The organism is Streptomyces sp. NPDC005551 (genome assembly GCF_042871785.1).
In the GTDB taxonomy this organism is placed as follows: Bacteria; Actinomycetota; Actinomycetes; order Streptomycetales; family Streptomycetaceae; genus Streptomyces.
Genome location: NZ_JBIAJE010000001.1, coordinates 316,212 through 341,508, shown reverse-complemented (window position 1 = coordinate 341,508; position 25,297 = coordinate 316,212). Strand labels below are relative to the sequence as shown.

22 protein-coding genes are annotated in these 25,297 nt (G+C 70.9%); 16 read left to right on the top strand and 6 right to left on the bottom strand.

From position 1 onward, the window contains the following. The first annotated feature begins 5 nt into the window (after window positions 1–5). Window positions 6–1,085: an NlpC/P60 family protein gene (locus ACFYP4_RS01300; protein ID WP_358850424.1), complete on the top strand. Its 1,080-nt coding sequence runs from the start codon at window positions 6–8 to the stop codon at window positions 1,083–1,085. 19 nt (window positions 1,086–1,104) lie between these two features. Here the strand turns inward: ACFYP4_RS01300 and ACFYP4_RS01295 are convergent, their stop codons facing one another. The 4 genes from ACFYP4_RS01295 to ACFYP4_RS01280 all read right to left on the bottom strand — a co-directional run bounded on the left by ACFYP4_RS01295 (window position 1,105) and on the right by ACFYP4_RS01280 (window position 5,951). Beyond that, window positions 1,105–2,322, bottom strand: a complete 1,218-nt coding sequence (locus ACFYP4_RS01295; protein ID WP_388781573.1) for a helix-turn-helix domain-containing protein — start codon at window positions 2,320–2,322, stop codon at window positions 1,105–1,107. A gap of 223 nt (window positions 2,323–2,545) precedes the next feature. Then, window positions 2,546–3,496: a hypothetical protein gene (locus tag ACFYP4_RS01290; protein WP_358850426.1), complete on the bottom strand. Its 951-nt coding sequence runs from the start codon at window positions 3,494–3,496 to the stop codon at window positions 2,546–2,548. A gap of 113 nt (window positions 3,497–3,609) precedes the next feature. Then, window positions 3,610–5,169, bottom strand: coding sequence for a DUF6801 domain-containing protein (locus tag ACFYP4_RS01285; protein ID WP_388781570.1), 1,560 nt, complete (start codon window positions 5,167–5,169; stop codon window positions 3,610–3,612). 149 nt (window positions 5,170–5,318) lie between these two features. Then, on the bottom strand, window positions 5,319–5,951 hold the full coding sequence (locus tag ACFYP4_RS01280) for a hypothetical protein (protein ID WP_358850428.1): 633 nt from the start codon (window positions 5,949–5,951) through the stop codon (window positions 5,319–5,321). A gap of 735 nt (window positions 5,952–6,686) precedes the next feature. Here ACFYP4_RS01280 and ACFYP4_RS01275 point away from each other — a divergent pair. From ACFYP4_RS01275 to ACFYP4_RS01210, 14 genes are all read left to right on the top strand, one after another. Beyond that, complete coding sequence (locus ACFYP4_RS01275) at window positions 6,687–7,697, top strand: ATP-binding cassette domain-containing protein (RefSeq protein WP_358850429.1); 1,011 nt, start codon at window positions 6,687–6,689, stop codon at window positions 7,695–7,697. 26 nt (window positions 7,698–7,723) lie between these two features. Then, a complete protein-coding gene (locus tag ACFYP4_RS01270) occupies window positions 7,724–8,455 on the top strand; it encodes an ABC transporter permease (protein ID WP_358850489.1) in 732 nt (243 codons plus the stop codon). A gap of 6 nt (window positions 8,456–8,461) precedes the next feature. Further along, complete coding sequence (locus tag ACFYP4_RS01265) at window positions 8,462–9,268, top strand: ABC transporter permease (RefSeq protein ID WP_358850430.1); 807 nt, start codon at window positions 8,462–8,464, stop codon at window positions 9,266–9,268. Window positions 9,269–9,368: 100 nt separating this feature from the next. Next, window positions 9,369–10,577 (top strand): MCE family protein, encoded by a 1,209-nt coding sequence (locus ACFYP4_RS01260; RefSeq protein ID WP_388782654.1) that lies wholly within the window; start codon window positions 9,369–9,371, stop codon window positions 10,575–10,577. Beyond that, a complete protein-coding gene (locus tag ACFYP4_RS01255; RefSeq protein ID WP_358850431.1) occupies window positions 10,574–11,632 on the top strand; it encodes an MCE family protein in 1,059 nt (352 codons plus the stop codon). Before ACFYP4_RS01260 ends, ACFYP4_RS01255 begins: the two co-directional genes overlap by 4 nt. Continuing rightward, entirely contained in the window at window positions 11,629–12,723 is a 1,095-nt protein-coding gene (locus tag ACFYP4_RS01250) for an MCE family protein (protein WP_388781564.1), read from the top strand. Before ACFYP4_RS01255 ends, ACFYP4_RS01250 begins: the two co-directional genes overlap by 4 nt. Beyond that, window positions 12,720–13,739, top strand: a complete 1,020-nt coding sequence (locus tag ACFYP4_RS01245) for an MCE family protein (RefSeq protein WP_388781561.1) — start codon at window positions 12,720–12,722, stop codon at window positions 13,737–13,739. The genes ACFYP4_RS01250 and ACFYP4_RS01245 overlap by 4 nt, the downstream gene beginning before the upstream one ends. Next, entirely contained in the window at window positions 13,739–14,989 is a 1,251-nt protein-coding gene (locus ACFYP4_RS01240; protein WP_358850491.1) for an MCE family protein, read from the top strand. The genes ACFYP4_RS01245 and ACFYP4_RS01240 overlap by 1 nt, the downstream gene beginning before the upstream one ends. Further along, complete coding sequence (locus ACFYP4_RS01235; protein WP_358850434.1) at window positions 14,986–16,284, top strand: MlaD family protein; 1,299 nt, start codon at window positions 14,986–14,988, stop codon at window positions 16,282–16,284. Before ACFYP4_RS01240 ends, ACFYP4_RS01235 begins: the two co-directional genes overlap by 4 nt. Next, a complete protein-coding gene (locus ACFYP4_RS01230; protein WP_358850435.1) occupies window positions 16,281–16,820 on the top strand; it encodes a hypothetical protein in 540 nt (179 codons plus the stop codon). Before ACFYP4_RS01235 ends, ACFYP4_RS01230 begins: the two co-directional genes overlap by 4 nt. After that, the gene (locus ACFYP4_RS01225) at window positions 16,817–17,560 is read left to right on the top strand and encodes a hypothetical protein (RefSeq protein ID WP_388781558.1); all 744 of its coding nucleotides are present in this window, start codon (window positions 16,817–16,819) and stop codon (window positions 17,558–17,560) included. The genes ACFYP4_RS01230 and ACFYP4_RS01225 overlap by 4 nt, the downstream gene beginning before the upstream one ends. A gap of 26 nt (window positions 17,561–17,586) precedes the next feature. Then, the gene (locus ACFYP4_RS01220; protein ID WP_358850437.1) at window positions 17,587–18,126 is read left to right on the top strand and encodes a hypothetical protein; all 540 of its coding nucleotides are present in this window, start codon (window positions 17,587–17,589) and stop codon (window positions 18,124–18,126) included. Window positions 18,127–18,173: 47 nt separating this feature from the next. After that, window positions 18,174–18,980 (top strand): hypothetical protein, encoded by an 807-nt coding sequence (locus tag ACFYP4_RS01215; RefSeq protein WP_388781555.1) that lies wholly within the window; start codon window positions 18,174–18,176, stop codon window positions 18,978–18,980. A gap of 43 nt (window positions 18,981–19,023) precedes the next feature. Further along, window positions 19,024–20,265 (top strand): lytic murein transglycosylase, encoded by a 1,242-nt coding sequence (locus tag ACFYP4_RS01210; protein WP_388781552.1) that lies wholly within the window; start codon window positions 19,024–19,026, stop codon window positions 20,263–20,265. Window positions 20,266–20,327: 62 nt separating this feature from the next. Here the strand turns inward: ACFYP4_RS01210 and ACFYP4_RS01205 are convergent, their stop codons facing one another. Further along, on the bottom strand, window positions 20,328–21,749 hold the full coding sequence (locus ACFYP4_RS01205; RefSeq protein ID WP_358850440.1) for a non-reducing end alpha-L-arabinofuranosidase family hydrolase: 1,422 nt from the start codon (window positions 21,747–21,749) through the stop codon (window positions 20,328–20,330). Between the two features lie 409 nt (window positions 21,750–22,158). On the opposite strand from ACFYP4_RS01205, the gene ACFYP4_RS01200 reads away from it, so the two are divergent. Then, entirely contained in the window at window positions 22,159–23,805 is a 1,647-nt protein-coding gene (locus tag ACFYP4_RS01200) for an RICIN domain-containing protein (protein ID WP_358850441.1), read from the top strand. Window positions 23,806–23,873: 68 nt separating this feature from the next. On the opposite strand, the gene ACFYP4_RS01195 is transcribed toward ACFYP4_RS01200, so the two are convergent. After that, complete coding sequence (locus ACFYP4_RS01195) at window positions 23,874–25,256, bottom strand: FAD-binding oxidoreductase (protein ID WP_358850442.1); 1,383 nt, start codon at window positions 25,254–25,256, stop codon at window positions 23,874–23,876. Window positions 25,257–25,297 lie beyond the last annotated feature (41 nt).

The following is a 25,297-nucleotide window of genomic DNA, read 5'->3' as shown; positions in this document are numbered from 1 at the left end:
AACCGATGGCAGGGAAGAAGAAGTCGCGGCCCGTCCTCTCGGGTCTGGTGGTGCTGGGGCTCGTCGCGACCTCCGGCTACCTCACCCTGGAACTGCGCAAGCAGGAGGTGCCCGGGGTGACGGATGTGCGCAACGTCGGCGTCCTGGACGGCGGCGCGGCCTCCGGCTCCGCCTCCGACGACAAGGGCGAGGCCAAGTGGTCCCGGCTGGAGAACCCCGCGCGCTCGGTGCTGCGCGGCTCCGACGGCCAGATCAGGGCGGTGTTCACCGACGGGGCGCGCCTGGCCACACTCACCGGCCGGGCCCGCACCTTCGCCGAACCGGCCTCGACCTCCTCCAAGGTCTCCTCCACGGACTGGGTGCGGCTGATGCCCAAGTCCTGGAAGAAGGGGGCCGAGAAGGAGAAGTGGTTCACCGACTGGTACGCCGAGTACCGGGACAGCAAGGAGGACGACCTCTTCGCCATCGCCTTCCAGTACGTGTCCGGCGCCCCGCAGAAGAAGGACGGGCAGGGCACCGCCTACGCCGGTGACGCCAACTTCGGACCGCTCAACACCACCGGCGCCGAGGGCGGCGACCTGCGCCTGGAGCAGTCCGACTTCTACGACTACCTCGGCCGGCCCTACCCCTTCAGGGACGGACAGACCGGCACCCCCGAGCCCCTGCGTGCCAAGTCCCTGGACTGCTCGGGATTCATACGGATGGTGCTCGGCTACCGCACCCGCTACCCGCTGATGTCCTCGGACACCTCCGGCGACGGACTGCCGCGCACCGCCAACGGCATGGCCCGCTCCGACGAGGGCGTCGACGTGCTCCCGCTGACCGGGGTGACGGCCGACGACCGGCCGTCCGCCATCGACCAGCTCCAGCCCGGCGACCTCGTCTTCTTCAAACTGGACACCCGCACGAAGGACCGGCTCGACCACGTCGGCCTGGTGCTCGGCTACGACACCGAGGGCCACCTGATCTTCGTCTCCAGCCGCGAGGAGGTCAACGGCCCGACCATCGGCGACGTCGGCGGGGTCTCCCGGCTGGACGGCAACGGCTACTACGCCAAGACGCTGCGCAGCGCCAAGCGGCTGTGAGCGTGGTTGCCCGCCGGCGTCACGGGCACGTACCCGCGTCGTCCTGGAGGTGCAGCGAGCGCAGGGCCGCTTCCAGTGCGAAGCGGTGATCCGGGTCGGTGAGGCGGTCGCCCAGGCGGGCGTCGAGGCTGCGCAGACGGTAGCGGACCGTCTGGGCGTGCACCCCGAGCATGTCACCGACCTGTTCGGCCGGCGCCCGGGTCGAGATGTGCACCCGGAGCGTCTCCACCAGCCGCTCGCGCCGGCTGGCCGGCAGACCGGCCAGCGGGGCCAGTTCGCGGTCGGCGACCTGGCGCACCAACGGCGGGTCCGAGAGCAGCCAGAGGGTGGTGAGGTGGTCCTCGCAGCGGACGACGGGGGCGTCGGGGACGATGCCGTCGTCGATGAGCTGGAGGACTCGGCGGGCCCAGCGGAAGGAGTCGGCCGCCTGTGCCGTCGGCAGCGTCAGACCGACGACGGCACGGGTGCCGCTCAGTGCCCGGCCGAGCATGGCCTGGCGATCGGGGGTCAGTGGACCGGGGACCAGCAGGTGCGGATGCGGGGCGTCGAGTTCCGTGAGCACGTCACCGTCGAGCCCGGCCGCCTCGACGGGGTCGGGCACGGCCGAGCGGAACACGACCAGGGTGCACTCGGTCGGCAGGGGCCACGCGGCGGCCTCGCACAGGTCCGTGACGGTGGGCTGCGGCAGCGGCGGCGCCGCGAGAATCAGATGGAGCAACTGCCTTCTCAGCATGGTCACTTCGGAGGTGCCGCGGGCCTGCACCTCGCTGTATCCCTCGCGGGTCACCTCCGCCAGCTCCTCCACGTAGGCGAAGAGGGCGTCGGCGAAGGCGAGGATGAGCGTGGGCGAGAGGCTGTACTGGCGGCCCACCGACTGCGCGCGCCGCAGGGCGATGCGGGCTCCCAGCCGGTACGCGCCGTGCAGGGACTCCAGGTCGCGTCCCTCGTACGCCTCCACCCGGCCGAACCTGCGCAGCAGCGCGTCACGGAGCGTGGAGGGCTTGCCGGGTTCGGCGACCCGGTCGACGAACGCCGTGAGGGCCTGTTCCACGCCCTGCCGGACCGTGTCCGCGTTCGGTCCGTCGAGGAGGCGGCCGTACACCGGATAGGCGCGGGTGACCTCGGCCCAGATCTCCTTGACGAGACTGGGTAACTCCGGTCGCATCAGGGCGGCGAACCCGGTGGGCAGTGGGTCGAGCGGCTCACCGACTTCCGGTGTACGTGCGGGTGAAGGCATCCGTGGTCCCTCGCTCTCTGCTTGCCCCGGGGGAGATCGCCAGCACGGACACCGAGGCCCCGAACGGGCGGGTTCGGCGTCCGGGCCGGACGAGGGACGCATGACGTCCTCGACAGTTGAAAGTAGTTCAACTTCCGTAGCACGTACACACTTTGGGCACCGATTGGTCTGCTGAGGCGACTGTGTGCTGCCGAGGTGGCTCAGAACAGCCGCCACACGGCCATTACCTGACGGCGCTGTGCCAGTTCTTCGAGAGTTCCCTGCCCGCGTTCGGTGCGAAGGTGCCCGGTGCTCCGAGGGCGGCGAGGGACGTCGTGGTGTTGTTGAGCGTCAGGCTGTTCTTGCCGGCGGCGGACGGCAGGCCCGTCTTCAGGTTCACCGCGGCGTCGATCAGGCCGAACAGTCCGAGTCCGCAGCCGCTGGCGCCGGGGACGGCGAACGTGCTGTCCTTCTGGGTGGCACCCACGAGGTTGACGCGGCTCATCGCGCCCTCGTCGTTCAGGTTGCCGGCCCCGTCGAAGAAGGTCAGCGAGAAGTCGGGGTAGTTCACGTTGCTCGGGCGGAGCACGACCGGCTTGGACGCCGTGCCGATGTAGCACTTGCTGCCCAGGAACGGGTTCTCCAGGTGGATGCGGACCGGGATCGAGACGATGGGCAGGTCGGTCAGGGCGCCGGCACTCTGGTTGAAGTCGGAGGGCGTCCCGACGGACTCCACGGTCGCCGTGATCTTGTTGAGGGTCGAGTTGCTGAGCTGGTTGCAGATCGCCGTGACCGCGGGCACGTTGCTGGGGCACATCAGGCCGAGCAGTCCGCCGGGCACGGTCGCGGAGTCGGCGATGAGCGCGCCGCCGGACGGTGCCACCACGGTGCTGCTGCCGTCGGAGTTCTGGACGACGCCCATCTGCAGGTTGGTGCGGCCCGTGGTCACGGTGGTGTTGCCCAGCTTGATGGAACCGCTGGCGGAGGAGGACACCACGCACTGCGGGGTCCGCTCCAGGCCGTCGGCGGCGACCAGTGCGGGGGCGTCGACGGGACACCGGGTGAAGGGTGCCCATTCGCCGTTCAGCTGAGCGGTGGCCGCGGTGGCCGTGCCGACCGCGGCGAAGGCGCCGACCGCGGTGGTCAGCGCGGTGACGACGGTGGCGGATCGGGCGGAGAGACGCAGGCGTGTCATGAAGTGCCTTTCGTGACGGGAGGGTGGGTGCGGGGGTCGTCGAACGGTTCGGGTGCGGTTCGGCGTCCGGGTGCGGTTCAGCGTTCGGGTGCGGTTCGGCGTTCGGGTGCGGTTCAGCGTTCGGGTACGGGGACCTTCAGGGGTTGGCGGTCCTCGGTGCACTCGTCGGGGTTCGGCACCTCGGCGACGGCGTAGCAGGTCTGGCCCTGCATCTGCTTGATGTAGTTGCCGGATCCGGAGACGGCTGCCGTGAAGAGGCGGTCGAGGTTCTCTCCGGCGTTGCTGCATCCGCGGAAGGCGGGGATGGTGACCTCCCCGGTCAGCGGTCCGCCGGAGAGCAGCTGGTAACCGGTCGCCGGCTCACCGGAGTTCTGCTCGCCACGCCCGTGCAGGACGAGATGGTCCCCGGGGAACTTGGCGCTGTCGGGCTCGGGCGACTTCAGCGAACCGCTGGTGCGGCACGTCGGGCCGACGTTCAGCGGCGTGCCGTCGACCTCCAGTTTGATCACCCGTAGCACGAGCGGCACCCGGATGTACGTGTCGGTGCTGGTGAAGACGAAGTCGGTGGCACCGAGCGAGTCGACCGTCAGCGGTCCGGCCTGTTCCAGCACCATCGTCGCCTCGGCCGGCATGAAGCGGAAGGTCAGGAAGGTCGCCTTGAACGGCATGCTCTCCTTGCGGCCGTTGTTGTACAGGTCACCGGTGGAGTGCTGGCGGATGACGCCGCCGCTCCAGTCCGGGTACGGCTCGAACTCGGGCGATCCCTGTTCGAGCATGGTGCAGAACGGCGGGATGAGCGCCGCGGCGTTCTGCTTGCGTACGTTGGCGTACCCGGCGACGTAGGCGTTCAGCGACATCGGACCGGCGGGGTAGCCGTCGTCGTACTTGCACGGTGGCGCCGCCGGGCGGGCGTCGGCCTCGGCGGCCGGCCGGTCCGCGACCTCCGGGGCGTCCTTGTCCTGGCCGTCCCCGGTGGTCCCCTCGTCCCGGCCCGGCGTGCCGGAGGGCGAGGCGGTGGACGAGGCGGTCGGTGAGCCGTCCGGTCCGCCCGGGTCGTCCCCGACCCCGACGGTGGCCAGCAGAGCGGCGGCGTCCTTGCCGGGCGTGCATTCCAGGGTGAGCGGCGCCGGGTCGCTGTCCGGCGTGGTCCCGGTCAGCGCCAGGTCCACGCCGAGGGCCCCCGCGGTGAAGGTCAGGTCGCCGTCGTCCTGACCGGTGACCGTGGGGACGTCCCCCGTGGTGGTCAGCGTCAGCGGTCCGGTCGCCGGAACCGGTTGCGGGTTCGCGGAGCCGCGCCACAGCGCTTGCGCGGTGGAGTCGCCCTGCGCCACGTCCACCGTGAGACGGGTGGCGGCCGAGACGGCGCCGCCCTCCTTCTCGGTGAGCTTCTTCACCGCCTCCTCGGACAGTTCGACGGAGGTCTCCACGTCCGTCGCCCGGATGGCCTCTCCCACCTCGACCCGGGCGGGCAGCGACGCGGAGACGCGCACGGCCGCGTCCACTTCTCCGGACGGCAGGGTGCAGGTGTAGGGCAGCGAGACGTCGACCGACTGGTCGGCCGCGACGACGGCCCCGGCGGGCACCATGGCGGCGAGGACGACGAACGCGGCGATCGTGGCGTTGCGGCCACGGGTGCCCGGCCGGGTCGCGCCCACCGTCAGGTGCAGTCTCATCACGTGGCTCCGCTCGGTCGGATCAGGGGCGTGCGGTCGTACGGGGTCGTGCGTCGTACGGGGTCGTGCGTCGTACGGGGTCGTGCGGGCCGACGACCCGGATGCGCCCGACCGGTGGTCCGGTCGGGCGCATCCGGGCACTGAACGACCTACGGGTTGGAGCCCTTGATGGTCGGGATGGTGGTCGTGTTGGCGACCTTCACGGCGTAGTTGCCCTTGAAGGTGGGCTTGGTCGAGGTGGTGACGACCGAACCGCACCCGGACGCCGTGGTGACCGTCAGCTCACCGGAGACACTGTTGACCGCGAGGATGCCGGTCGAGTTGGTGTAGGTGGCGGACGCCTTGCCGGCGACCTTGAACACACAGGCGCCGACGGTGATGGTCGCGTTGACGTTGCCGATGTACCCCTTGGTCACGCCGGTCGCGGCGGTGTAGTCCTGGGCGACGACGGTCCACGGGGTGGAGGCCACGGTCGTCACGTTGCCGAGGACGCTGGTGCAGGGCGCGGCACTGGTACCGAAGTTGATGGCGGAGATGCTGGCGACCGTCGCGGGGTTGCCGGTGGCGCTCGCCATCGTGCCGGAGGCGGAGGACGTCGTACACGTCATCGGGATGTTGGCCGTCAGCACGATGTTGCCGCTGTTGGTGGCCGTGAAGCTGGACGGCGTCGGGTTGACGGTCCAGACGGTGGACGGCACGGCCGACGACGGGCCGATGGCCAGACCGAAGGCGGCAGCGGCCCCACCGGCGATGACGGCGGTTCTCTTGAGGGTTTTCTTCATAACTCTCGGACGCTCCTTGTGGATTGACCGGAAGAGGGTGCACATCACCCGACAGAAATTTACGGGCTACTGGCTCCCGCGGCTCTGGATTCCTCGACCGCGCTCCGACGTTACTCGTGAGAAACATCGCAGAACAATGGCACAGACCATGATTCTTTTCGCTGCTTACGGGACTGTTTCCCAGGTGAGCGGTCCACTCTCGGCCTTAGTCATCCGATGCCAAATCCGCACCGGACCCGACTGGTTGGCCGAGCAGCTCCACATCAGCCCCGCACAGTCCGTCCCAAGTGCGCAGGAACCCTGGATTAAGCACCGAGTGACAAAGTTCCGGCCGTCTTTTGTCTCCTGGCACACACAACGGGTTTGGCCGAAGCCGGTCGTTCCAAAAACTCGGCGACTGGTATTGCCCGGCCAGGTTACTGAGCCGTAATGTTCCGATGCGCAGCTACGGTCCAGGTCGGCGCCCCCTGCCGGCCGGACCCGTGACGGGCAGTTCCGGCCCCACCCTCCTTCGGGACCGGATCCCCGTCAGCAGGGCCTCGTACAGCCGACCCCCCGGAGGTGCGAGGCCCTGCTGTCTCCGCGCAGACAAGTTCCGATCCGGTTTTTGTCTCCGCGGTGACAAAGTCGAGGAGCACCCCCGAGAGCGGGCTCCCTACCCATTGTCAACGAACGACAGAACCACCTAGCGTGCGCCACACGGTGCACACGCGACCTGCGCCTGCTGGAGGTGAAATGGGCATCGAAGTCGTGGTCGAGGGACTGACCAAGTCCTTCGGTCGGCAGAACATCTGGCAGGACGTGACACTGACTTTGCCTGCTGGGGAAGTGAGTGTCATGCTCGGTCCGTCCGGCACCGGAAAGACCGTTTTCCTGAAGTCGCTCATAGGACTGCTCAAACCGGATAGCGGCCGTGTCCTCATCGACGGAGTGGACATGGCGAACAGCCCCGAACACGAGATTTACGAAACCCGGAAAATGTTCGGGCTCATGTTCCAGGACGGCGCACTGTTCGGCTCCATGTCGTTGTTCGACAACATTGCCTTTCCGCTGCGCGAACACACGCGCAAGAAGGAGTCCGAGATCCGCCGCATCGTCATGGAGCGGATCGAGGTGGTGGGCCTGCTGGGCGCCGAGGGCAAGCTGCCCGGCGAGATCAGTGGCGGCATGCGCAAGCGCGCGGGACTCGCCCGCGCACTGGTGCTCGACCCGCAGATCATCCTGTGCGACGAACCCGACTCCGGCCTCGACCCGGTCCGCACCGCCTATCTGTCGCAGCTGCTGATCGACCTGAACGCGCAGATCGACGCGACGATGCTGATCGTCACCCACAACCTCGACATCGCCGCGACCGTGCCCGACAACATGGGGATGCTCTTCCGGCGCGAGCTGGTCACGTTCGGCCCCCGCGAAGTGCTTCTCACCAGCGAGGAACCGGTGGTGGCGCAGTTCCTGCGCGGACGCCGTGAGGGTCCGATCGGCATGTCCGAGGAGAAGGACGCCGCCACGCTCGCCGCCGAGGCCGCCGCCACCCGCGGTCCGGAGCAACCCCGGGAGATCGTGCCCCAGTTGGAGCCCTCCCCCGGACTCCCCCAGCGACGTGCCGTCGCCCGGCGGCGGGAACGGGTGCTGGGCATGCTGGACCGGCTGCCGCCGGCCGCCCGGGCCGCCATCGAGCGCACCTACGCGACGAGCGGCGCCACCGCCCCCACCGTGCCGGTCCCCGTCTCGGGGAGCGGCGCGTGAACGCAGCACTGCGCCAGACCGGACTGATGTTCGCGCTGGCTGCCGAGGTGTGCCGGGCCGTGTTCCGACGGCCCTTCCAGTTCCGGGAGTTCGTCGAGCAGTTCTGGTTCGTCGCGAGCGTCACCATCCTGCCGTCCGCGCTGGTCGCCATCCCGTTCGGCGCGGTGATCGCCCTCCAGGTCGGTTCACTGACCGAGCAGCTCGGCGCCCAGTCCTTCACCGGCGGCGCCAGCGTGCTGGCCGTCGTCCAGCAGGCCAGCCCGCTGATCGTCGCACTGCTCATCGCCGGCGCGGGCGGCTCCGCGATCTGCGCCGACCTGGGCTCACGCAAGATCCGCGAGGAGCTCGACGCCATGGAGGTCATGGGCGTCTCCCCCGTCCAGCGACTGGTCGTCCCCCGCGTGCTCGCCACCATGGGCGTCGCCGTACTGCTCAACGGGCTGGTCTCGGTGGTGGGCACCCTGGGCGGCTACTTCTTCAACATCGTCCTTCAGGACGGCACACCCGGCGCCTACCTCTCGAGCTTCTCCGCGCTGGCCCAGCTGCCCGACCTGTACATCAGCGAACTCAAGGCCCTCGTCTTCGGTTTCATCGCCGGCATCGTCGCGGCCCAGCGGGGCCTGAACCCGCGCGGCGGCCCGAAGGGCGTCGGCGACGCCGTGAACCAGTCGGTGGTCATCACCTTCATGCTGCTCTTCTTCGTGAACATGGTGATGACGGGCCTGTATCTGCAGATCGTCCCCCCGAAGGGAGGCTGAGCGCCCGTGGCCTCCCCGCTCGTCTGGCTCGACCGCTCCGGCGACCAACTCATCTTCTACGCCAAGACCTTGCTGTGGATCCCGCGCACCCTGCGCCGGTACTCCAAGGAGATCCAGCGGCTGCTCGCGGAGGTCGCCTTCGGCTCCGGCGGACTCGGCGTCATCGGCGGCACCGTCGGCGTGATGATCGCGATGACCGCGTTCACCGGCACCGTCGTCGGCCTCCAGGGCTACGCCGCCCTGGACCAGATCGGCACCGCGGCGTTCACCGGATTCGTCTCCGCGTACTTCAATACCCGGGAGATCGCCCCGCTCGTCGCGGGACTCGCCCTGTCCGCCACCGTGGGCGCCGGTTTCACGGCGCAGCTCGGCGCGATGCGCATCAACGAAGAGGTCGACGCGTTGGAAGGCATGGGCATCCGCTCCAAGCCCTACCTGGTCAGCACCCGTGTCGTCGCCGGTGTGATCGCCATCGTCCCGCTCTACGCGGTCGGGCTGCTCACCTCCTACGTGGCCTCCCGGTACATCACCGTGCTGTTCAACGGCCAGTCCCGGGGCACGTACGACCACTACTTCAACCTGTTCCTCTCCCCCACGGACGTGCTGCTGTCCGTGCTCAAGGTGCTGCTTTTCAGCGTGATGGTGATTCTGGCGCACTGCTACTACGGCTACCGGGCCGCCGGCGGTCCTGCCGGCGTCGGTGTCGCCGTCGGACGGTCCGTGCGCCACGCCATCGTGCTGATCAGCGTGACCGACTTCTTCCTGTCACTGGCGCTGTGGGGCGCCACCACGACCGTGAAGGTGGCGGGCTGAGATGAGCGCGGTTCTGCTCCCCGGGGAGCGACGCGAGACCCGGCAGCCGCCGAAGCGGCGCCGACGGAGCTCGTCCACGGCGGTGCGGCGTTCGGCAGGCCTGGCGTTCCCGCTGGTGACGGCCCTGCTGATCTACGGCACGATCGCCGTCTACGACAAGAAGTTCGTGGACTTCGACCCGATCACGGTGGAGACCGGCAGCGTCGGCAACGAGATGCACCGGGGCGCCGAGGTGAAACTGCGCGGCGTGGTCGTCGGTGAGGTCCGCGAGATCAGCTCCACGGGCGACGGGGCCCGGCTCGGCATCGCCCTGCGGCCCGGCGTCCTCGCGGACATCCCGTCGGACGTGCGCGCGCAGATGCTGCCGACCACCCTGTTCGGCGAGCGGTACGTCGCCCTCGTACCGCCGGCCGCACCCTCCCCGACGCCACTGGCCGAGGGCGCCGTCATCCGGCAGGACCGCTCCGCCAGCGCCGTCGAGCTCCAGCAGGTGCTCAACGATGTCCTGCCGATGCTCACGGCGGTACGACCGGCCCAACTGTCCCAGACTCTGTCGGCCGTCTCCCGGGCGTTGGAGGGGCGCGGCGACCAGCTCGGCGACACCCTCTCCCAACTGGGCCGGCACCTGGCCCGCTTCAACCCCCAGCTCCCCGCCCTCAACAGGGACCTCAAGGAACTCGTGAAAGTGAGCCACGTGTACGCCGACGCGGCGCCGGACATCATCACGGCGCTCACCGACTTCACCACCACGAGCGGCACGCTCGCCGAGAAGGAGGGCGACCTGTCCCGGACCTTCGGCGCGACGACCCGCACCGCCGAGGACGTGACCACCTTCCTGCGGCAGAACAAGGACAACATCATCCGGCTCTCCGCGACGTCCCGTCCCACGCTGCGGCTGCTGGCCGAGTACTCCTCGGAGTTCCCCTGCACGCTGCGCACGCTCGCCGAGTTCGTCCCCGCGATGGACAAGGCGCTGGGCAAGGGCACCGACCGGCCGGGGCTGCACGTGGACGTGACCACCGAGACGAGCCGCGGCGCGTACACCGCGGGCCGCGACACGCCCGTCTACGACTCCGGCGGCGGTCCGAAGTGCTACCCGGTGCCGTATCTCGGCGCGGCCGCCCGCCCAGCGACCACGGTGTCCGCCGACGTCGCACAGGATCTCGGCCCGGCCAACTCCCCCCAGGAGAACGCGCTGGTGAACGAACTGATCGCGCCCGCCACCGGGAAGAAGGCCGGCGACCTGCCCGACTGGAGCAGCCTGCTGGCCGGACCCGTACTGCGCGGGACGGAGGTGACACTGAAGTGACCCGCCCCTCGGACGCGCACATCAGGCGCCGCCCCCTGACCGGGCCGCTCCTGAAATCGCTGATCTTCATCGTGGTCACCGCGCTGGCCACGACGATCCTCGGATACAGCGTCGCAGGTTCCGGCGCCGGATCCTCCGGCCGCACGTACCGGGCACTGTTCAGTGACGTCACCGGGCTGGTCGACGGCGACAGCGTGCGTATCTCCGGCGTCAAGGTCGGCGAGGTCACGGACGTCCGTGTCGTCCACCGCCGCACCGCCCGGGTCACCTTCACCGTGAGCGAGGACCGGACGCTGCCCCGCTCGACGACCGCGGCCGTGAAGTACCTGAACATGGTCGGCCAGCGGTACGTGTCCCTGGACCGCGGCACCGGCGGCCTGTCCGGGACACTCGCGGCGAACTCCACCATCCCGCTGAACCGCACCACGCCCGCGCTCGACCTGACCCTGCTCTTCAACGGGTTCAAGCCGCTGTTCGAGGGGCTGTCCCCGAAGGACGTCAACGAACTGGCCGGTTCCATCGTCCAGGTGCTCCAGGGCGAGGGCGCCACCGTCGAGAGCCTGATGCGGCACATCGGCTCACTCAGCAGCACCGTCGCCGCCAAGGACAAGGTGATCGGCGCGGTCGTCACCAATCTGAACACCGTCCTGAAGACCCTCAACGACCGCGAGACCTCCTTCGACAACCTCGTCGTGACGCTGAAGGAACTCGTCTCCGGCTTCAACGCCGACCGCAAGCCGCTGGGCCGGGCCGTCACCGCCGTGGGATCGCTGACCACGGTCACCGCGGACCTCCTCCAGGACGGCCGCGCACCGCTCAAGCAGGACATCAAGCAGCTCGGCCGGCTCTCGGACAACCTCGCCGACGGCACCCCGCAGATCGAGAACTTCCTCAACCGGACCCCGGCGAAGCTGACCGCGCTGTCGCGGCTGTCGTCGTACGGGTCCTGGTTCAACCTCTACCTGTGCGAGGCGAAGGTGACCGGCGTGCGGACCTCCGACGGCTCCAGGCCGCCCACCGGGATCTCCGTCACGGAATCGAGGTGCGGCGCATGACCGCGCAAGTCCAGGGCCGCCGGCCCGCGCGACGCGCGCCCCGGATCAAGCCCGTGAAGGAACGCAACCCGGTGGCCGTGGCCCTCGTCGGTCTGGCCGCGCTGAGCGTCCTCGGCCTTCTCGCCTACAACGTGCGGGAGCTGCCGTTCATCGGGTCCGGCACCACGTACAGCGCCGACTTCAGCGAGGCGGCCGGCCTCCGGGACGGTGACGAGGTGCGGATCGCCGGGGTGAAGGTCGGCGAGGTCACCGGCGTCTCCCTCGACGGGGCGAAGGTCAAGGTGACCTTCGACGTGAAGGACGCCTGGATCGGGGACCGCACGACCGCCGCCATCGCCATCAAGACGCTGCTGGGCGACAAGTACGTGGCGCTCGACCCGCTCGGCGGGTCCCGGCAGAGCCCCGACGTGCGGATCCCGCTGTCCCGCACCACCTCCCCGTACGACGTCACCCAGGCGTTCCAGGACCTCGGCGGAACCATCGACGACATCGACACGAAGCAGCTCGCCGCCAGCTTCGAGACGATCTCGCAGACGTTCGCCGACTCGCCCGCGTACGTCCGCAAGGCCGCGACCGGCCTCTCGGCGCTGTCCAGGACGGTGTCCAAACGGGACCAGAAGCTGGCGGACCTGCTCAAGGGGAGCAACAAGTTCACCAAGACGCTCAAGGACCAGAAGTCGAGCTTCGAGACGCTCATCGACGACGGCGGCCCGCTGCTCGGTGAGCTGACCGACCGGCGTGACGCCATCAAGGCGCTGCTGACCGGCAGCCGCAACCTCGGCAAGGAGCTGCGCGGTCTCGTCGACGACAACGACAAGCAGCTCGGCCCCACCCTCAAGGCGCTCGGCCGGGTCACCGGGGTGCTGGAGGCCAACAGCGACCAGCTCGACCGGACCCTGGCTCTCGTCGGCCCCTACTACCGGCTCGTCGGCAACACCCTGGGCAGCGGTCACTGGCTCGACAGCTACCTGTGCGGGGTCGTCCCGCCGGAGTACCTGCCCGAACAGTCCCGGCCGAAGTCCGGCTGCGTGCCGCCCCGGACGACGGGCGCCGGGCAGTCGTCCGCGTCCACAGGAGGGGGCCGGTCATGACCAGGGGCAGAACACTCCTCGCGGCCGGGGCCGCCCTGGTGGTGCTGGCCGGCGGCCTCACCGTCACCACCCTGGCCGACGACTCCGGCGGCATCCGGCTGACCGCCTACTTCGACCGGGCCGTCGGTGTGTACCCCGGCTCGGACCTGCGCATCCTCGGGGTCCGCGTCGGTGAGGTGGAGTCCGTGCACCCGCAGGGCACCAAGGTCCGGGTACGGCTCCAGCTCGACGAGGGCGTGCACGTGCCCGCCGACGCGCACGCCGTCGTCGTCGCCCCCAGCGTCGTCGCCGACCGGTACGTCCAGCTGACCCCGGCCTACCGCTCCGGACCCCGCCTCGCGGACGACGCCGTGCTCGACGCGGCCGGCAACCGCACTCCGATGGAGATCGACCAGCTCTACGACCAGATCACCGAGCTGAGCAGGACACTCGGCCCAAAGGGTGTGAACTCCGAAGGGGCCCTGAACAAGCTGCTCGCCACCGGCGCCGCCAACCTCGACGGCAACGGCGCCGCGATCGGTGACACCGTCGAGCAGTTCGGCAAGGCGGCCAAGACCCTGGACGGCAGCAGTGACGACCTGTTCACCACGCTCAGCCAACTCCAGTCGTTCACGACCATGCTGAAGAAGAAGGACACCGGGGTCCGCACCGCCCAGGAACGCCTCGACGAGATCGTCGGCTTCTTCGCCGACAACAAGGACGACCTGACCGACGCGCTGAAGGAGCTCGGCATCGCCCTCGGCCAGGTCAAGACCTTCATCAAGGCCAACCGGGGCGAGCTGAAGAAGAACGTGGACAAGCTCGTGCCCATCACCCAGGCACTCGTGAGGCAGCGGGCGTCCCTGGCGGAGGCCATGGACGTGGCGCCGCTCGCCGCGGGCAACGTGGTGGCCGCCTACGACCCGGACACGCGCCGGCTCAACGGGCGCGCCGACCTCAACGAGATCAGCGTGCTGCCGCTGCCGGTCGCCGGTGGCGGTGCCGCGTCGTCCTCGGCGGGGGGAGCGGGCCGATGATGCGCAGAAAGACACGTGAGGAATCGGCGGCGGTCAGCCGCGGAGCGAGCAGCGCGGGCGTCGTCACGGGTTCCAGCCTGCGCGGCCTCATCGCCGTCGGCATCGGCCTCGTGCTGAGCGTCGGGGCCGCCGTGGTGGTGCTGCCCGGCTTCGACGGCATCGAGAACGTGCCGCTGCCCGGAGGCGCCGACCTGGGCTCCCACCCCTACCGCGTCACCGCGGACCTGGACGACGTACTGAGCCTGGTCCCCCAGGCCGCGGTGAAGGTCGACGACGTCGCCGTCGGCCGCGTCACCCGGATCGAACTCAACGACAACTGGTCGGCGCGCGTCACCCTGGAGATCAACGGGTCGGTACGACTGCCCGCGAACGCCGGCGCCCGGCTGGAGCAGTCCAGCCTGCTCGGCGAGAAGTACGTCCAGCTCGTGGCGCCGCCGAAGCCGGACGCCACGGGACGGCTCGCCGACGGAAGTGTCATCCCCGCCTCGCGCACCAACCGCAACACCGAGGTCGAGGAGGTGTTCGGCGCACTGTCCCTGCTGCTCAACGGCGGCGGCGTGAACCAGCTGAAGACGATCACCACCGAGCTGAACTCCGCACTAGGGGGCCGTGAACCCCAGATCCGGTCGACCCTGAAACGGGTCGACAAGCTGGTCACCGAACTGGACCGGCACCGGGGCGACATCACCGGCGCACTCGACGGCGTCAACCGGCTGGCGTCGACCCTCGCCACCCGCAAGGAAGACGTCAGCACCGTCCTGACCGACCTCTCCCCCGGCCTCAAGACGCTGGAGCACCAGCGCGGCTCCCTGCTGACCATGCTGCGCTCGCTCGACACGCTGTCCGACACCGCCGTCTCCACCGTCAACGCGAGCAAGGACGACATGATCGCCGATCTCAAGGCCATCGCCCCCAGCCTGAAGGCACTGGCCGACGCGGGGACCGACCTGCCCGACTCGCTGGAGGTCCTGCTGACCTACCCGTTCACCGACGAGGTGCTCAACGGGGTGAAGGGCGACTACCTGAACGTCTATCTGACGATGACCGCGCCCAGGGACACGGTCGTCATTCCGCCGCTGATCCCCGCACAGTCCTCGCCCTCGCCCACCCCGTCCCCCACAGCCGACCCGTCCGACGCGTCGTCGGAGCCGTCCGCCCGCAGGGGGTCACCGCTGCCGCTGCCGTCGGTCGGCGGCGTGCAGCCGAGCCCCGGGCGGGCCACGGCCACCGCCGGAGGTGAGGACCGGTGATCACTCGGGCCGTCTGGTTGAAGAACATCGCCTTCCTCGCCCTGTCCGTCACCGTGCTCGGATTCCTCGGCATCCGGTACGCCGACCTCGGCCGGTACGTCGGAGTCGCCGACTACTACACGGTGGACGTCGAACTCCCCGCCACCGGAGGCCTTTTCACGCACTCCGACGTCACCTACCGCGGCGTGTCGGTGGGACGGGTCGGGCCGCTGGAGCTGACCGACGACGGAGTGGTGGCGCAGCTGCGCATCAAGAAGTCCGCACCGCGGATCCCCGCGGACACCAAGGCCGTGGTGGCAAGCCTGTCGGCGGTCGGCGAGCAGTACATCGATCTGCGGCCGGCCGGCGACGGCGGTCCCTACCTCGCGGACGGCTCCCAGGTGGACCGCGCGGACACCCGGGTTCCGGCGCCCGTGACGGACGTCCTCACCAGCGTCGACGACTTCGTCAGGTCGGTGCCGCTGGACGATCTGCGCACGGTGGTCGACGAGTTCGGCAAGGCCTTCGAGGGCCGGGGCGACGACCTGGAGGTGCTGCTGGACAGCAGCACCTCGTTCGTCGACGCCGCCGACGACGCGCTGCCGGCCACGACGCGGCTCATCACGGACTCGGAGACGGTCCTGCGGACCCAGGCCGAAGAGGGCGACGCGATCCGGGACTTCGGATCCGGGGCGGCCGAGCTGGCCCGCGCTCTCAAGGGCTCGGACACCGACCTGCGCCGACTGCTGGCCACCGCTCCGGACGCCACGGCCCAGGTCAGCGGGTTGCTGCGGGACGTCGATCCGAGCCTCGGCGTGGTCCTGGCCAATCTCCTGACCACCTCGCAGGTCGCGGTCACGCGGCAGCGCGGCGTCGAGGAACTCCTGGTGAAATACCCGGCGGCGGTCGCCGCCGGCGCCACCGCCGTCGACGGGGGAAAGCTCAACCTCGGCCTGGCGCTGACGTTCTTCAAACCACTGCCCTGCACCGAGGGCTACGGCGCCACCCGCTACCGCAACGGGCTCGACCTGGGGACGGCGCCCGCACTCAACACCGGCGCCTCGTGCACCGCTTCCGCGTCGAGCGGCGTCAACGTCCGCGGTTCGGCGAACGCGCCGAGCGGGGGCGGCGTACCGGCACCGGCCCGGCCGGGTTCGCTGCCGTCGGGTTCCTCGGCGCCCTCCGCGACGGCGCGGGGCACATCGCAGAACACCTCCGCGGCACTGCCCGGCGCCCTGGCCCTGCCCGACGCGGGTGACACCTCGGCGAGTGGCATGGCCGGCCTCCTGGGCCTTCACGCCGGGGGCGACCGATGAGGCGGGGCCACGCGCTGGCCGGCGCGGGGCTGGCCCTGGCCCTCGCTTTCTGCGCCACGGGGGTATGGACGTACGCCCAGGCCCGGACCGACGACACCCTCGCCTACGGGCGGGCACGGGACACCGCGCTGGACGACGGACGGCATGCTCTCGCCGTACTGAACACCCTCGACGCCTCGACGCAGAAACGCGCCGAGGTCGGCGTACGAGCATGGCGGACCGTCGCCACGGGACCCCTGCGCGACGAACTGGGCACCACCCGCGCGCGGCAGGGGCCCTCGGCACGCGGCACCGTCACGGAGGCCGCCGTCACCGCGCTCGACACCCGGGCGGGCACGGCGAAGCTGATCGCGACGGTACGGGTCGACGTCACGCCCGTCGGGTCGAGGACCGCCACCCCGCAACGCAAGCGGCTGGAGGCCGTCCTGGCGCGTGACGGCGACGGGCGGTGGCGGGTGCGGGCCCTCGGCGCCGTCCCGCAGGCGGGCGACGGCACGAGCGAGTCACCCGCCCCGAGGAAGGGGGGTACGCGGTGAACCGGCTGTGGGGCGGAGCCCGGACCGCGGCGCGGGAGAACGCCGAGGACGCGGCGGCCACCCTCGCGGACGAACCCACGGACACCACGCCCGCGGCGGACACGCTGCCGGACGAACCCTCGGAAACCACGTCCGACGCGGACACCCCCAGCCCTCCGTCCGACGCGGCGGAACCCCGGGAGAGCGACGACGGGGGTGACACGCCCGGGGAGCCCGACGACGCCCGGCGTACCGGTCTGGCGGCCGGCCGGCGCGGGATCGCTCTCGTCGCGCTGGCCGTCGTCCTGCTCGTGACCGGCGCCTGGTTCCTGTACGAGGCCCACCGGGTCCGGTCCACGCCGTCCGCCGAGAACCGTGCCCTCACGGACACCGAGGCCACCAACCGCGTCGCCGGTGATGTCGACAACGCCCTGGCACGGATCTTCTCGTACACCCCGAAGGGCACCGACGCGACCGAGGAATCGGCACGTTCGGTGCTCACGGGACGGGCCGCCCGGCAGTACGAGGAGCTGTTCGACCGGGTCCGGTCGGATCTGGCCGGACAGAAGGTCGGCCTGACCACGGTCGCGGTCCGCACCGGCGTGGTCGACCTGCACGACGGAACGGCGAAGCTGCTCGTCTTCCTCGACCAGACCTCACGACGCGGCGACGCGAAGGAGAGCCACGCGGCCGCCCAGCTGACCGTCACGGCCCGCTTCGAGAACGACCGCTGGCGCATCGCCGACATCCAGACCCGCTGACCCCCAGCGCGAGACGGGAGCACCTGATGAGAAACCCGGTACGGGCCCTGACGGGACGACGGGCCGTACCCGCCGCGGCCCTCGCCCTCGCTCTGGCGGCCGGAGGCACCGCCGCGTGGGCCGGCACCGACTGGTACCGGGCCGCGCACGACGACTCCGCCGACTACGCGGTCCAGCGCGACCAGGCCCTGACGGCGGGCGAACAGGCCGTGCAGAACCTCAACACCCTCGACCACCGCGAGGTCGACGCGGGCCTGGACCTGTGGGAGTCCTCGACCACCGGTGACCTGCACGACCAACTCGTCGACGGGCGTGCCGCCTTCACCAAGCAGGTGAAGGCCGCCGGGACGATCACCACCGCACGCGTGCTGTCCGGCGCCGTCACCGAACTCGACGAACGTGCGGGCCGCGCCCGCGTCCTGGTCGCCCTGCGCGTCACCGTCCGGGCCTCGACCGGCAGCACCGACAAGGACAGCCGCATGCTCGGTGAACTCACCCGCACGGGCGGCCGGTGGAAACTCAGCGACCTCGGCCAGGCACCCGTGGGTTCGGCGGCGAGCGACTGAGCCCCGCCCGCCCCGTCACCCGGCCGCACCGAGAGGACCCGCGCACCATGTCCAGCACCCGGCACCACATCAACCTCCAGCGCCGCCGCCAGGCCCGCGCCGACCGGCCCCGTACCGCCACGGAGTCCGGCCCCGCGGCCGCCCCCGCAGCGGGCACCGTCACGCAGGACCCGCCGAGGCCGGCGAACGAGGGCACGCGCCGGTTCGTCCGGGTCCCGCTCCGCTCCCTCACCGCCGTCGACACCGCACCCCGCAAGGAGTCCGGGCCGGATGCCGACGACACCCCGGACACCACGGACACCACGGACGCCACGGACCGTCCGCGCCGCACCCCCTACGCCGTGGGTGCCCTGTGTGTACTGACGCTGCTGCTCGGCGGCTTCGCGGGGTGGGCGCACTCCCGGGCCGACACGCTTCGGGAGCAGCCCGCACGCCAGAACACGGCGCTCACCGACAGCGCCGCCACCAGCGAGATCAAGGGCCAGACCACGCGCGCGGTGGCCGCGCTCTTCTCGTACGACCACGCCGACCCGGCCGCCTTCGACGAGGCCGCCCGCGAGCTGCTCACCGGAAGGGCCGTCGCGCAGCACCGTGACCTCTTCGCAAAGGTGCGCGACCGCGCGGCCGAGCAGAAGGCCGTGATCACGACGACGGTCACCGACAGCGGTGTGGAGCGGATCGACGGGGACCGTGCCCGGGTCCTCGTCTACGCCGACCAGAGCAGCGTCAGCACCGCCGCCAAGAGCGCCAGGACCGACGACCGGGGCACGTACGCGGGTGCCGTGCTCGCCGTGGACGTGGTGCGCCGCGACGGACGGTGGCTGGTCTCCGGCATCGACACGTTCGGCCGCTGACACCGCTCGCCGGTCGGCTCTCCCCCATCGACAGGAGCTTGAGATGTCCGCACTGCGTCTGCCACGTCCGTCCGTCCGTACCCGCAAGGGTGTGCGGACGACCGCGATCGCCGTCGCGGCACTGGCGGTCCTCACCGCTTCCCGCGCCCCCGAGGCCGTGAGCGGTGGCACGGAACACCGCGCCGCGCCCGCCGCCGACCAGGACGGCCCCGCGTGGACGGGGTCCGCGGCACCCGGGGCCGGCGGGTCGGGCGACGGTTCCTACCACACGGAACTCCCCCCGCTGGTCAGCCCGGACCTGCCCGCGTCGGTCCGGCTCCCGGCCGCCTACGCCGCCCAGTCGGGCGTCCCGGCGACGGTCTTACGTGCCTACCGGGCGGCCGGGACCGCTGTGGCCCGGACGGACCCCGGCTGCCGGCTGCCCTGGGAACTGCTCGCCGCGATCGGCAAGGTGGAGTCGGGACACGCCGGTGGCGGTGCCGTCACCGTTGACGGCACCACGCGCGGGCGGATCGCCGGCCCGGCGCTCGACGGCGTCGGGTTCGCGCTGATCCGTGACAGCGACGGCGGGTCCCTGGACGGGGACACGGTGTACGACCGGGCGGTGGGCCCGATGCAGTTCCTGCCATCGACCTGGCAGCGCTGGGGTGCCGACGGCAACCACGACGGCGTCCGCGACCCGAGCAACGTCTTCGACGCGGCACTGGCCGCCGGGCACTACCTGTGCGCCGGAAGCCGCGACCTGTCGCGCGCCGGCGACCTCGACGCCGCCGTACTCAGCTACAACCACTCCGACGCGTATCTGCGGACCGTGCGGCAGTGGTTCGCCTTCTACCGCACGGGCGCGCACACGGTGCCCGACGGCAAGGGAGTCGTACCGCACAGCCCGGGTGCGGGCGGCAGGACACCCGCGACCAAGCCGGTCGACGACGGTCCGGACGGTGGTGGCATCGTCGTCGGTCCCGACCCGTCGGAGTCCGGCAGTCCGAGCGCCACGCCCAGGCCGACACCGTCGCCGAGCGGGACGCACGGCCCGACACCGACGCCGACACCGACGCCGCCCGCCGGGTCCCCCTCTCCCACGCCCGGCCCGACGGACACGGGCACGCCCACGGATCCGGGGGGAACGACCCCGCCGACGGACTGCCCGACGGCCACGACGGACCCGAGCCCCGGCCCTTCGGCTCCCGAACCCGGCCCGGCCTGCCCTGGCACCACCCCGTCCCCCACGCAGTCTCCGTCGCCGAACGGGACAGCCGCGGCGCAGGCGGGACCTGAGCACTGACACCGCTCGCCCCGATCCCCGGCGGACCGCACGGGCATCGCGGCCGCCGGGGACGAGGAAGGTCAGCGCTGCAGGGTCAGCACACCCGGCCGCCACGGGAGTTGGTCGTAGGGGCCGCTCGCGGTGGGCGACTTGCCCTGGTAGAGGAACCGCAGGTTGCAGGGGTCGACGGTCATGGTCTGATCGGGGTTGTCGCGGACCAGGTCACCGTGGCTGATGTCATTGGTCCAGGTGGCGCCGCTGTTGGCCTTGCCGGCGAAGGGGTTGCTCTCGGAGGCGGCCTGCGGGGTCCACGAACCGCTCAGGCTGGAGGCCGTGAACGAGCGGAAGTAGCGCCCGTTCGCACCCATCGCCTCCACGATCATCAGGTACTGGTTCTGGCCCTGGACCTTGTAGACCTGCACCGCCTCGAACAGGTTGTTCGTCGTGTCGCTCATGACCGTCGTGTACGACGAGCCGAAGTTCCCCGGGAAGTTCCCGATCGGCATGCTCGCCCGGTAGATCTTGCCGTTGTCGCCGGCGAAGAACAGGTACATGTTCTGCCCGTCAGCGATCAGGGTCTGGTCGATGGGGCCGGTACCGGAGCCGGAGATGCTGCCGGTGAACAGCGGCTGCGGCGAGGACCAGCCCTGGGGGTTGGTGGGATCGCTCGACGTGCGGTAGACGAAGGGCGACGCACCCCACTGGTACGCCAGCACCCAGATGTTCTTGGGCGCGAAGTAGAACAGCGTGGGCGCCACCGCCGCCTGGTTCATCCCGGTCTGGCCGGCCGACGCCATGTCCGACCAGTTCGTGAAGGGCGCGAACATCATCGAGCCGTACGACGATCCCGACACGTTCGACGCGTAGACCAGGTGCTTGCCGTTGTGCATCACGCTGGTGAAGTCCTTCAGCGAGGCCCACCCGTTCGCCGGCTGCGCCAGGACACCCGTCGACGTCCAGCGGTACGTTGAAGGAAGCGCGCACGTGCCGGGTGGGGTCGTCCCGGACAGGCCGGTCCACTTCTGGTTGCTGCCGCCGTTGCACGTCCAGATCCGCACCGAGGTGCCGTTGGCCGTACCGGCGCCCGTGGCCTCCAGGCACAGCCCGGACTCCACGCCGACGACCGTGCCGTCGGCGTTCACCCGCCACTGCTGGTTGGCGCCGCCGGAACAGGTCCAGATCTGCACCCGGGTACCGGCCGTGGTGGCGTGGCCCGGAACGTCCAGGCACTTGTTGCCGTACACGGTGAGCTGGTTGCCGTCCGTCAGTGTCCACTGCTGGTTGGTCCCGCCCCAGCAGTCGTAGATCTGCAGGTACGTGCCGTTGGTCTGGCCGGCGTCCGGCACATCGAGGCACCGGCCGGAACCGACACCGCGTAAGGCGCCGCTGGTGGCCGCCTGAGCCGGGTTGGCGACGAGCAGCGCCGCCAGCGCGACCAGGACCGCGACCGTGGCGGCGAGCACCGCGGACAGTTGCCCGCGGCTGAAACTTCCTCTGCGCATGAAGACTTCCCAAAGCTCGAGTAAGCGGTTCCGGCCGGCCTCGTCAGAGGTTGTCCGGACTGTCGGTGGGGTGTGGCGAACGGTCGCCCGAGTCGCCGTGTTCGGGATATCGAATGAGGGTCGACTCATCGAGCAACCAAGACGATAGGGAACCGGTGAGCGGCGTCAATACTTCTCGCAAGAATCGTGAGGAGCGTCGAAACATTCGCCGGACCCGATGGGCGGGGCGACGCAGCTCGAACCGCCAAGTGGCCGGGTCCGGCCGCCACTTGACGCCCGAGTGGGGCGGATTCCCCGGGCGGTGTTGACACAGCCGGTCACATCTCTAACATCCGTGGCATCCCTATTTCCGAACGACGTCCGAAGTTTCGAACGCTCTTGAGTGATCCCCGGGAAAAGGAGCCCCCAAGTGCCCAGACGAACAGGCGGACGACTGCTCCGCCTCATCGCGGCCGCCGTACTGACGGTCACCGCGTCCGTGACCGCCTCCTCCCACTCCACCGCCACGGCCGCACCGGGCAGCCCGGCACCCACCCCGCCGCTGGGATGGAACAGCTGGAACAGCTTCGGGTGCTCGATCACCGAGGCGCAGGTCCGCCAGGCCGCCGACGCGATGGTGTCCTCGGGGATGCGGGACGCCGGCTACCGGTACGTCGTGGTCGACGACTGCTGGTTCGACCCGCAGCGCGACGCGGCGGGCAACCTGCGGGCCGATCCGGCCAAGTTCCCGAGCGGGATGAAGGCGCTCGGGGACTACATCCACGGCAAGGGGCTGAAGTTCGGCATCTACCAGGTGCCCGGCGAGCGCACCTGCGCGCAGGCCACGGGCGGTTACCCGGGGTCCACCGGCAGCAGGGGCCACGAGGCGCAGGACGCCGCCGCGTTCGCCTCCTGGGGCGTCGACTACCTGAAGTACGACTGGTGTTCGTCGAGCGGTACCCGTGACGAGCAGGTCGCGCGGTTCACGCTCATGCGTGACGCCCTGCGGGCCACCGGGCGGCCGATCGTCTACAGCATCAACCCCAACAGCCTGCACGCCATCACCGGCGCCGCCTACAACTGGGGCGAGGTCGCCGACCTGTGGCGGACGACCGAGGATCTGCTGGACATCTGGCAGAACGGCAACACCAACAGCTATCCGATGGGCGTCGGCAACGTCCTGGACGTCACCGCGCCGCTGGCGGCGCAGTCCGGCCCGGGACACTGGAACGACCCCGACATGCTGGTCGTCGGCCGCCCCGGCCTGTCGACGACCGAGTCCCGTTCGCACTTCGCCCTGTGGGCGCTGCTGGGCGCCCCGCTCATGGCCGGCAACGACATCCGCACCATGTCCGCCGACGTGAGCGCGATCCTGCGCAACCCCCGGCTGCTGGCGGTGAACCAGGACGCGCTGGGCGCGGGCGGACGCAGGGTGCGCGACGACGGCGCCACCGAGGTGTTCGCCAAGCCCCTGTCGGACGGTTCGGTCGCGGTGGGCCTCTTCAACCGGGGCGGGGGCACCGCGACGGTCACCACGACGGCCGCTCAAGTCGGCCTGTCCGGGGGGCCGTTCACCCTCACGGACCTGTGGACCGGCGGCACGTCGAGCTCGTCCGGGCAGATCTCCGCGAGCGTCCCCGCGCATGGCGTGGCCACGTTCCGGGTGAGCGGGGGCTCCCCGCTGACCTCCGCCACCTCGCGTCTGCGGAGCGGCACGTCCGGCCGCTGCGTGGATGTCGACAACGCCTCCACCGCCGCCGGGGCCACCGCACTGCTCTGGGACTGCCACACGGCCGCCAACCAGCTGTGGACCACGTGGGCGGGCGGCGAGATCCGGGTCTACGGCGACAAGTGCCTGGACGCCTTCGACCAGGGCACCACCAACGGCACCCGTGTCATCACCTGGCCCTGCAACGGCCAGGACAACCAGAAGTGGACCCTCGGCTCCGACGGGACGATCCGCAACGTCCACGCCGGGCTGTGCCTCGACACCGACGGGGCGCGCACCGCGAACGGGACCCCTCTGGTCCTGTGGGCCTGCACCGGCCAGGCCGGCCAGCGGTGGTCCCGCGCCTGAAGGCGCGTCGGGCGGTGACCACGGCCTCCGGCACCCCGCGGGCCGTGGTCACCAGCGGGGAAGCTCGGTCAGTCGCTGCCGGCCGGTCGGATGTTGTGGGTGAACCGGAACAGGTTGTGCGGATCGTGCAGCGTCTTGACGCGCCGCAGCCGCTCGTAGTCCTCGGCCGCGAAGAGTTCCCGCACCTGCTCCTGGGGGACCGGGGTGCCGTCGTGGTAGACGGAGTTGAGGCTGCGGCCGACGGTCCACGGCCTCAGGGCGTCGTAGACGCGCTGGTGGACCGGCCGGGCTGCCGCGGGCGGCGCGGCGGTGCCTGCGGTCATCACTCGCAGCATGTACGCGGCGTCCCGGCCCCCGACCGCGCCCGGGTCGGTGGGCCGGCGGGCGAAGGCCCCGCCGAGGTGACGGATGTCGACGACGCAGGGCACGGCCGCGTCGGGTCCGGCCAGGTCCATGACGGTCCGCAGGGCCGTGGGGTCGAGTTCGCGCAGCAGGACGTTGTCGCCGAAGTAGGCGTGCGGGACGTGCGGGTCCTGGTAGATGGTGCCGACCTCCGTGTACGGCATCTCCCGGACGGTGTCGATCAGACGCGGGCCGAGCGCGCGCAGGGGCGCCACGAGCCGTTCGCCCTCCTCGGCGGAGCCGGTGAAGGCGATCCGGACGTGTGCGACGTAGCGTCCGCGCAACGGCTCCGGGACGGACGGCGACGTCGGGCAGGCCATGAGGCCGATCGAGGAGGTGAGTTCCTCGGGCAGCGTCAGGGTCCACGCCCGGTAGGCCTGCAGCAGGGCGACGGGGTGGTGCGCGGCGAAGTGGAGGCCGCCGCCGTAGAGCCGGGTCATCGGCAGGAGGGCGGTCTCGATGGCGGTGACGGCGCCGAAGTTGCCGCCGCCACCGCGCAGCGCCCAGAACAGGTCGGGGTCGGATGCGGCCGTGACGTGGCGCGGGGTGCCGTCGGCGGTGACGATGTCGATGGCGCGCACGTGGTCGCTGGCGTAACCGGTCCGGCGGCCGAGCAGGGCGACACCGCCGCCGAGGAGGTAGCCGACGACGCCGATGTGCGGAGCTGAGCCGTTGACCGGGGCAAGACCGTGCGGTGCGGCCTGCTCGATGATCTCTCCCCACAGCACGCCGGCCTGAGCGCCGGCCGTTCCGGCCTCCGCGTCCACCACGACGGCCTTCATCCGCCGCGTGGTGATGAGCACGCCCTCACCGTCCAGGGCCGTGACGATGCCGTGTCCGGTGGACTGCACGGCGACGGGCAGCCGCCGCCCGGCGGCGAAGCGGACCGCGGCGCACACGTCCTCGGGGCGGGTGGCGCCCACGACGACGGCGGGGCGGTGCCGGAAGCCGGCCTGGAAGCCGGCCCGTTCCTCGTCGTACCCCCGGCTCCCGGGCACCAGGACGGGTCCCCGCACCTCCGCGGCCAGCGACTCGGCGTCCACGCTCATCCGTTGTTCTCCTCCTGGACGGCGGGCCACCGTCCCGCCCG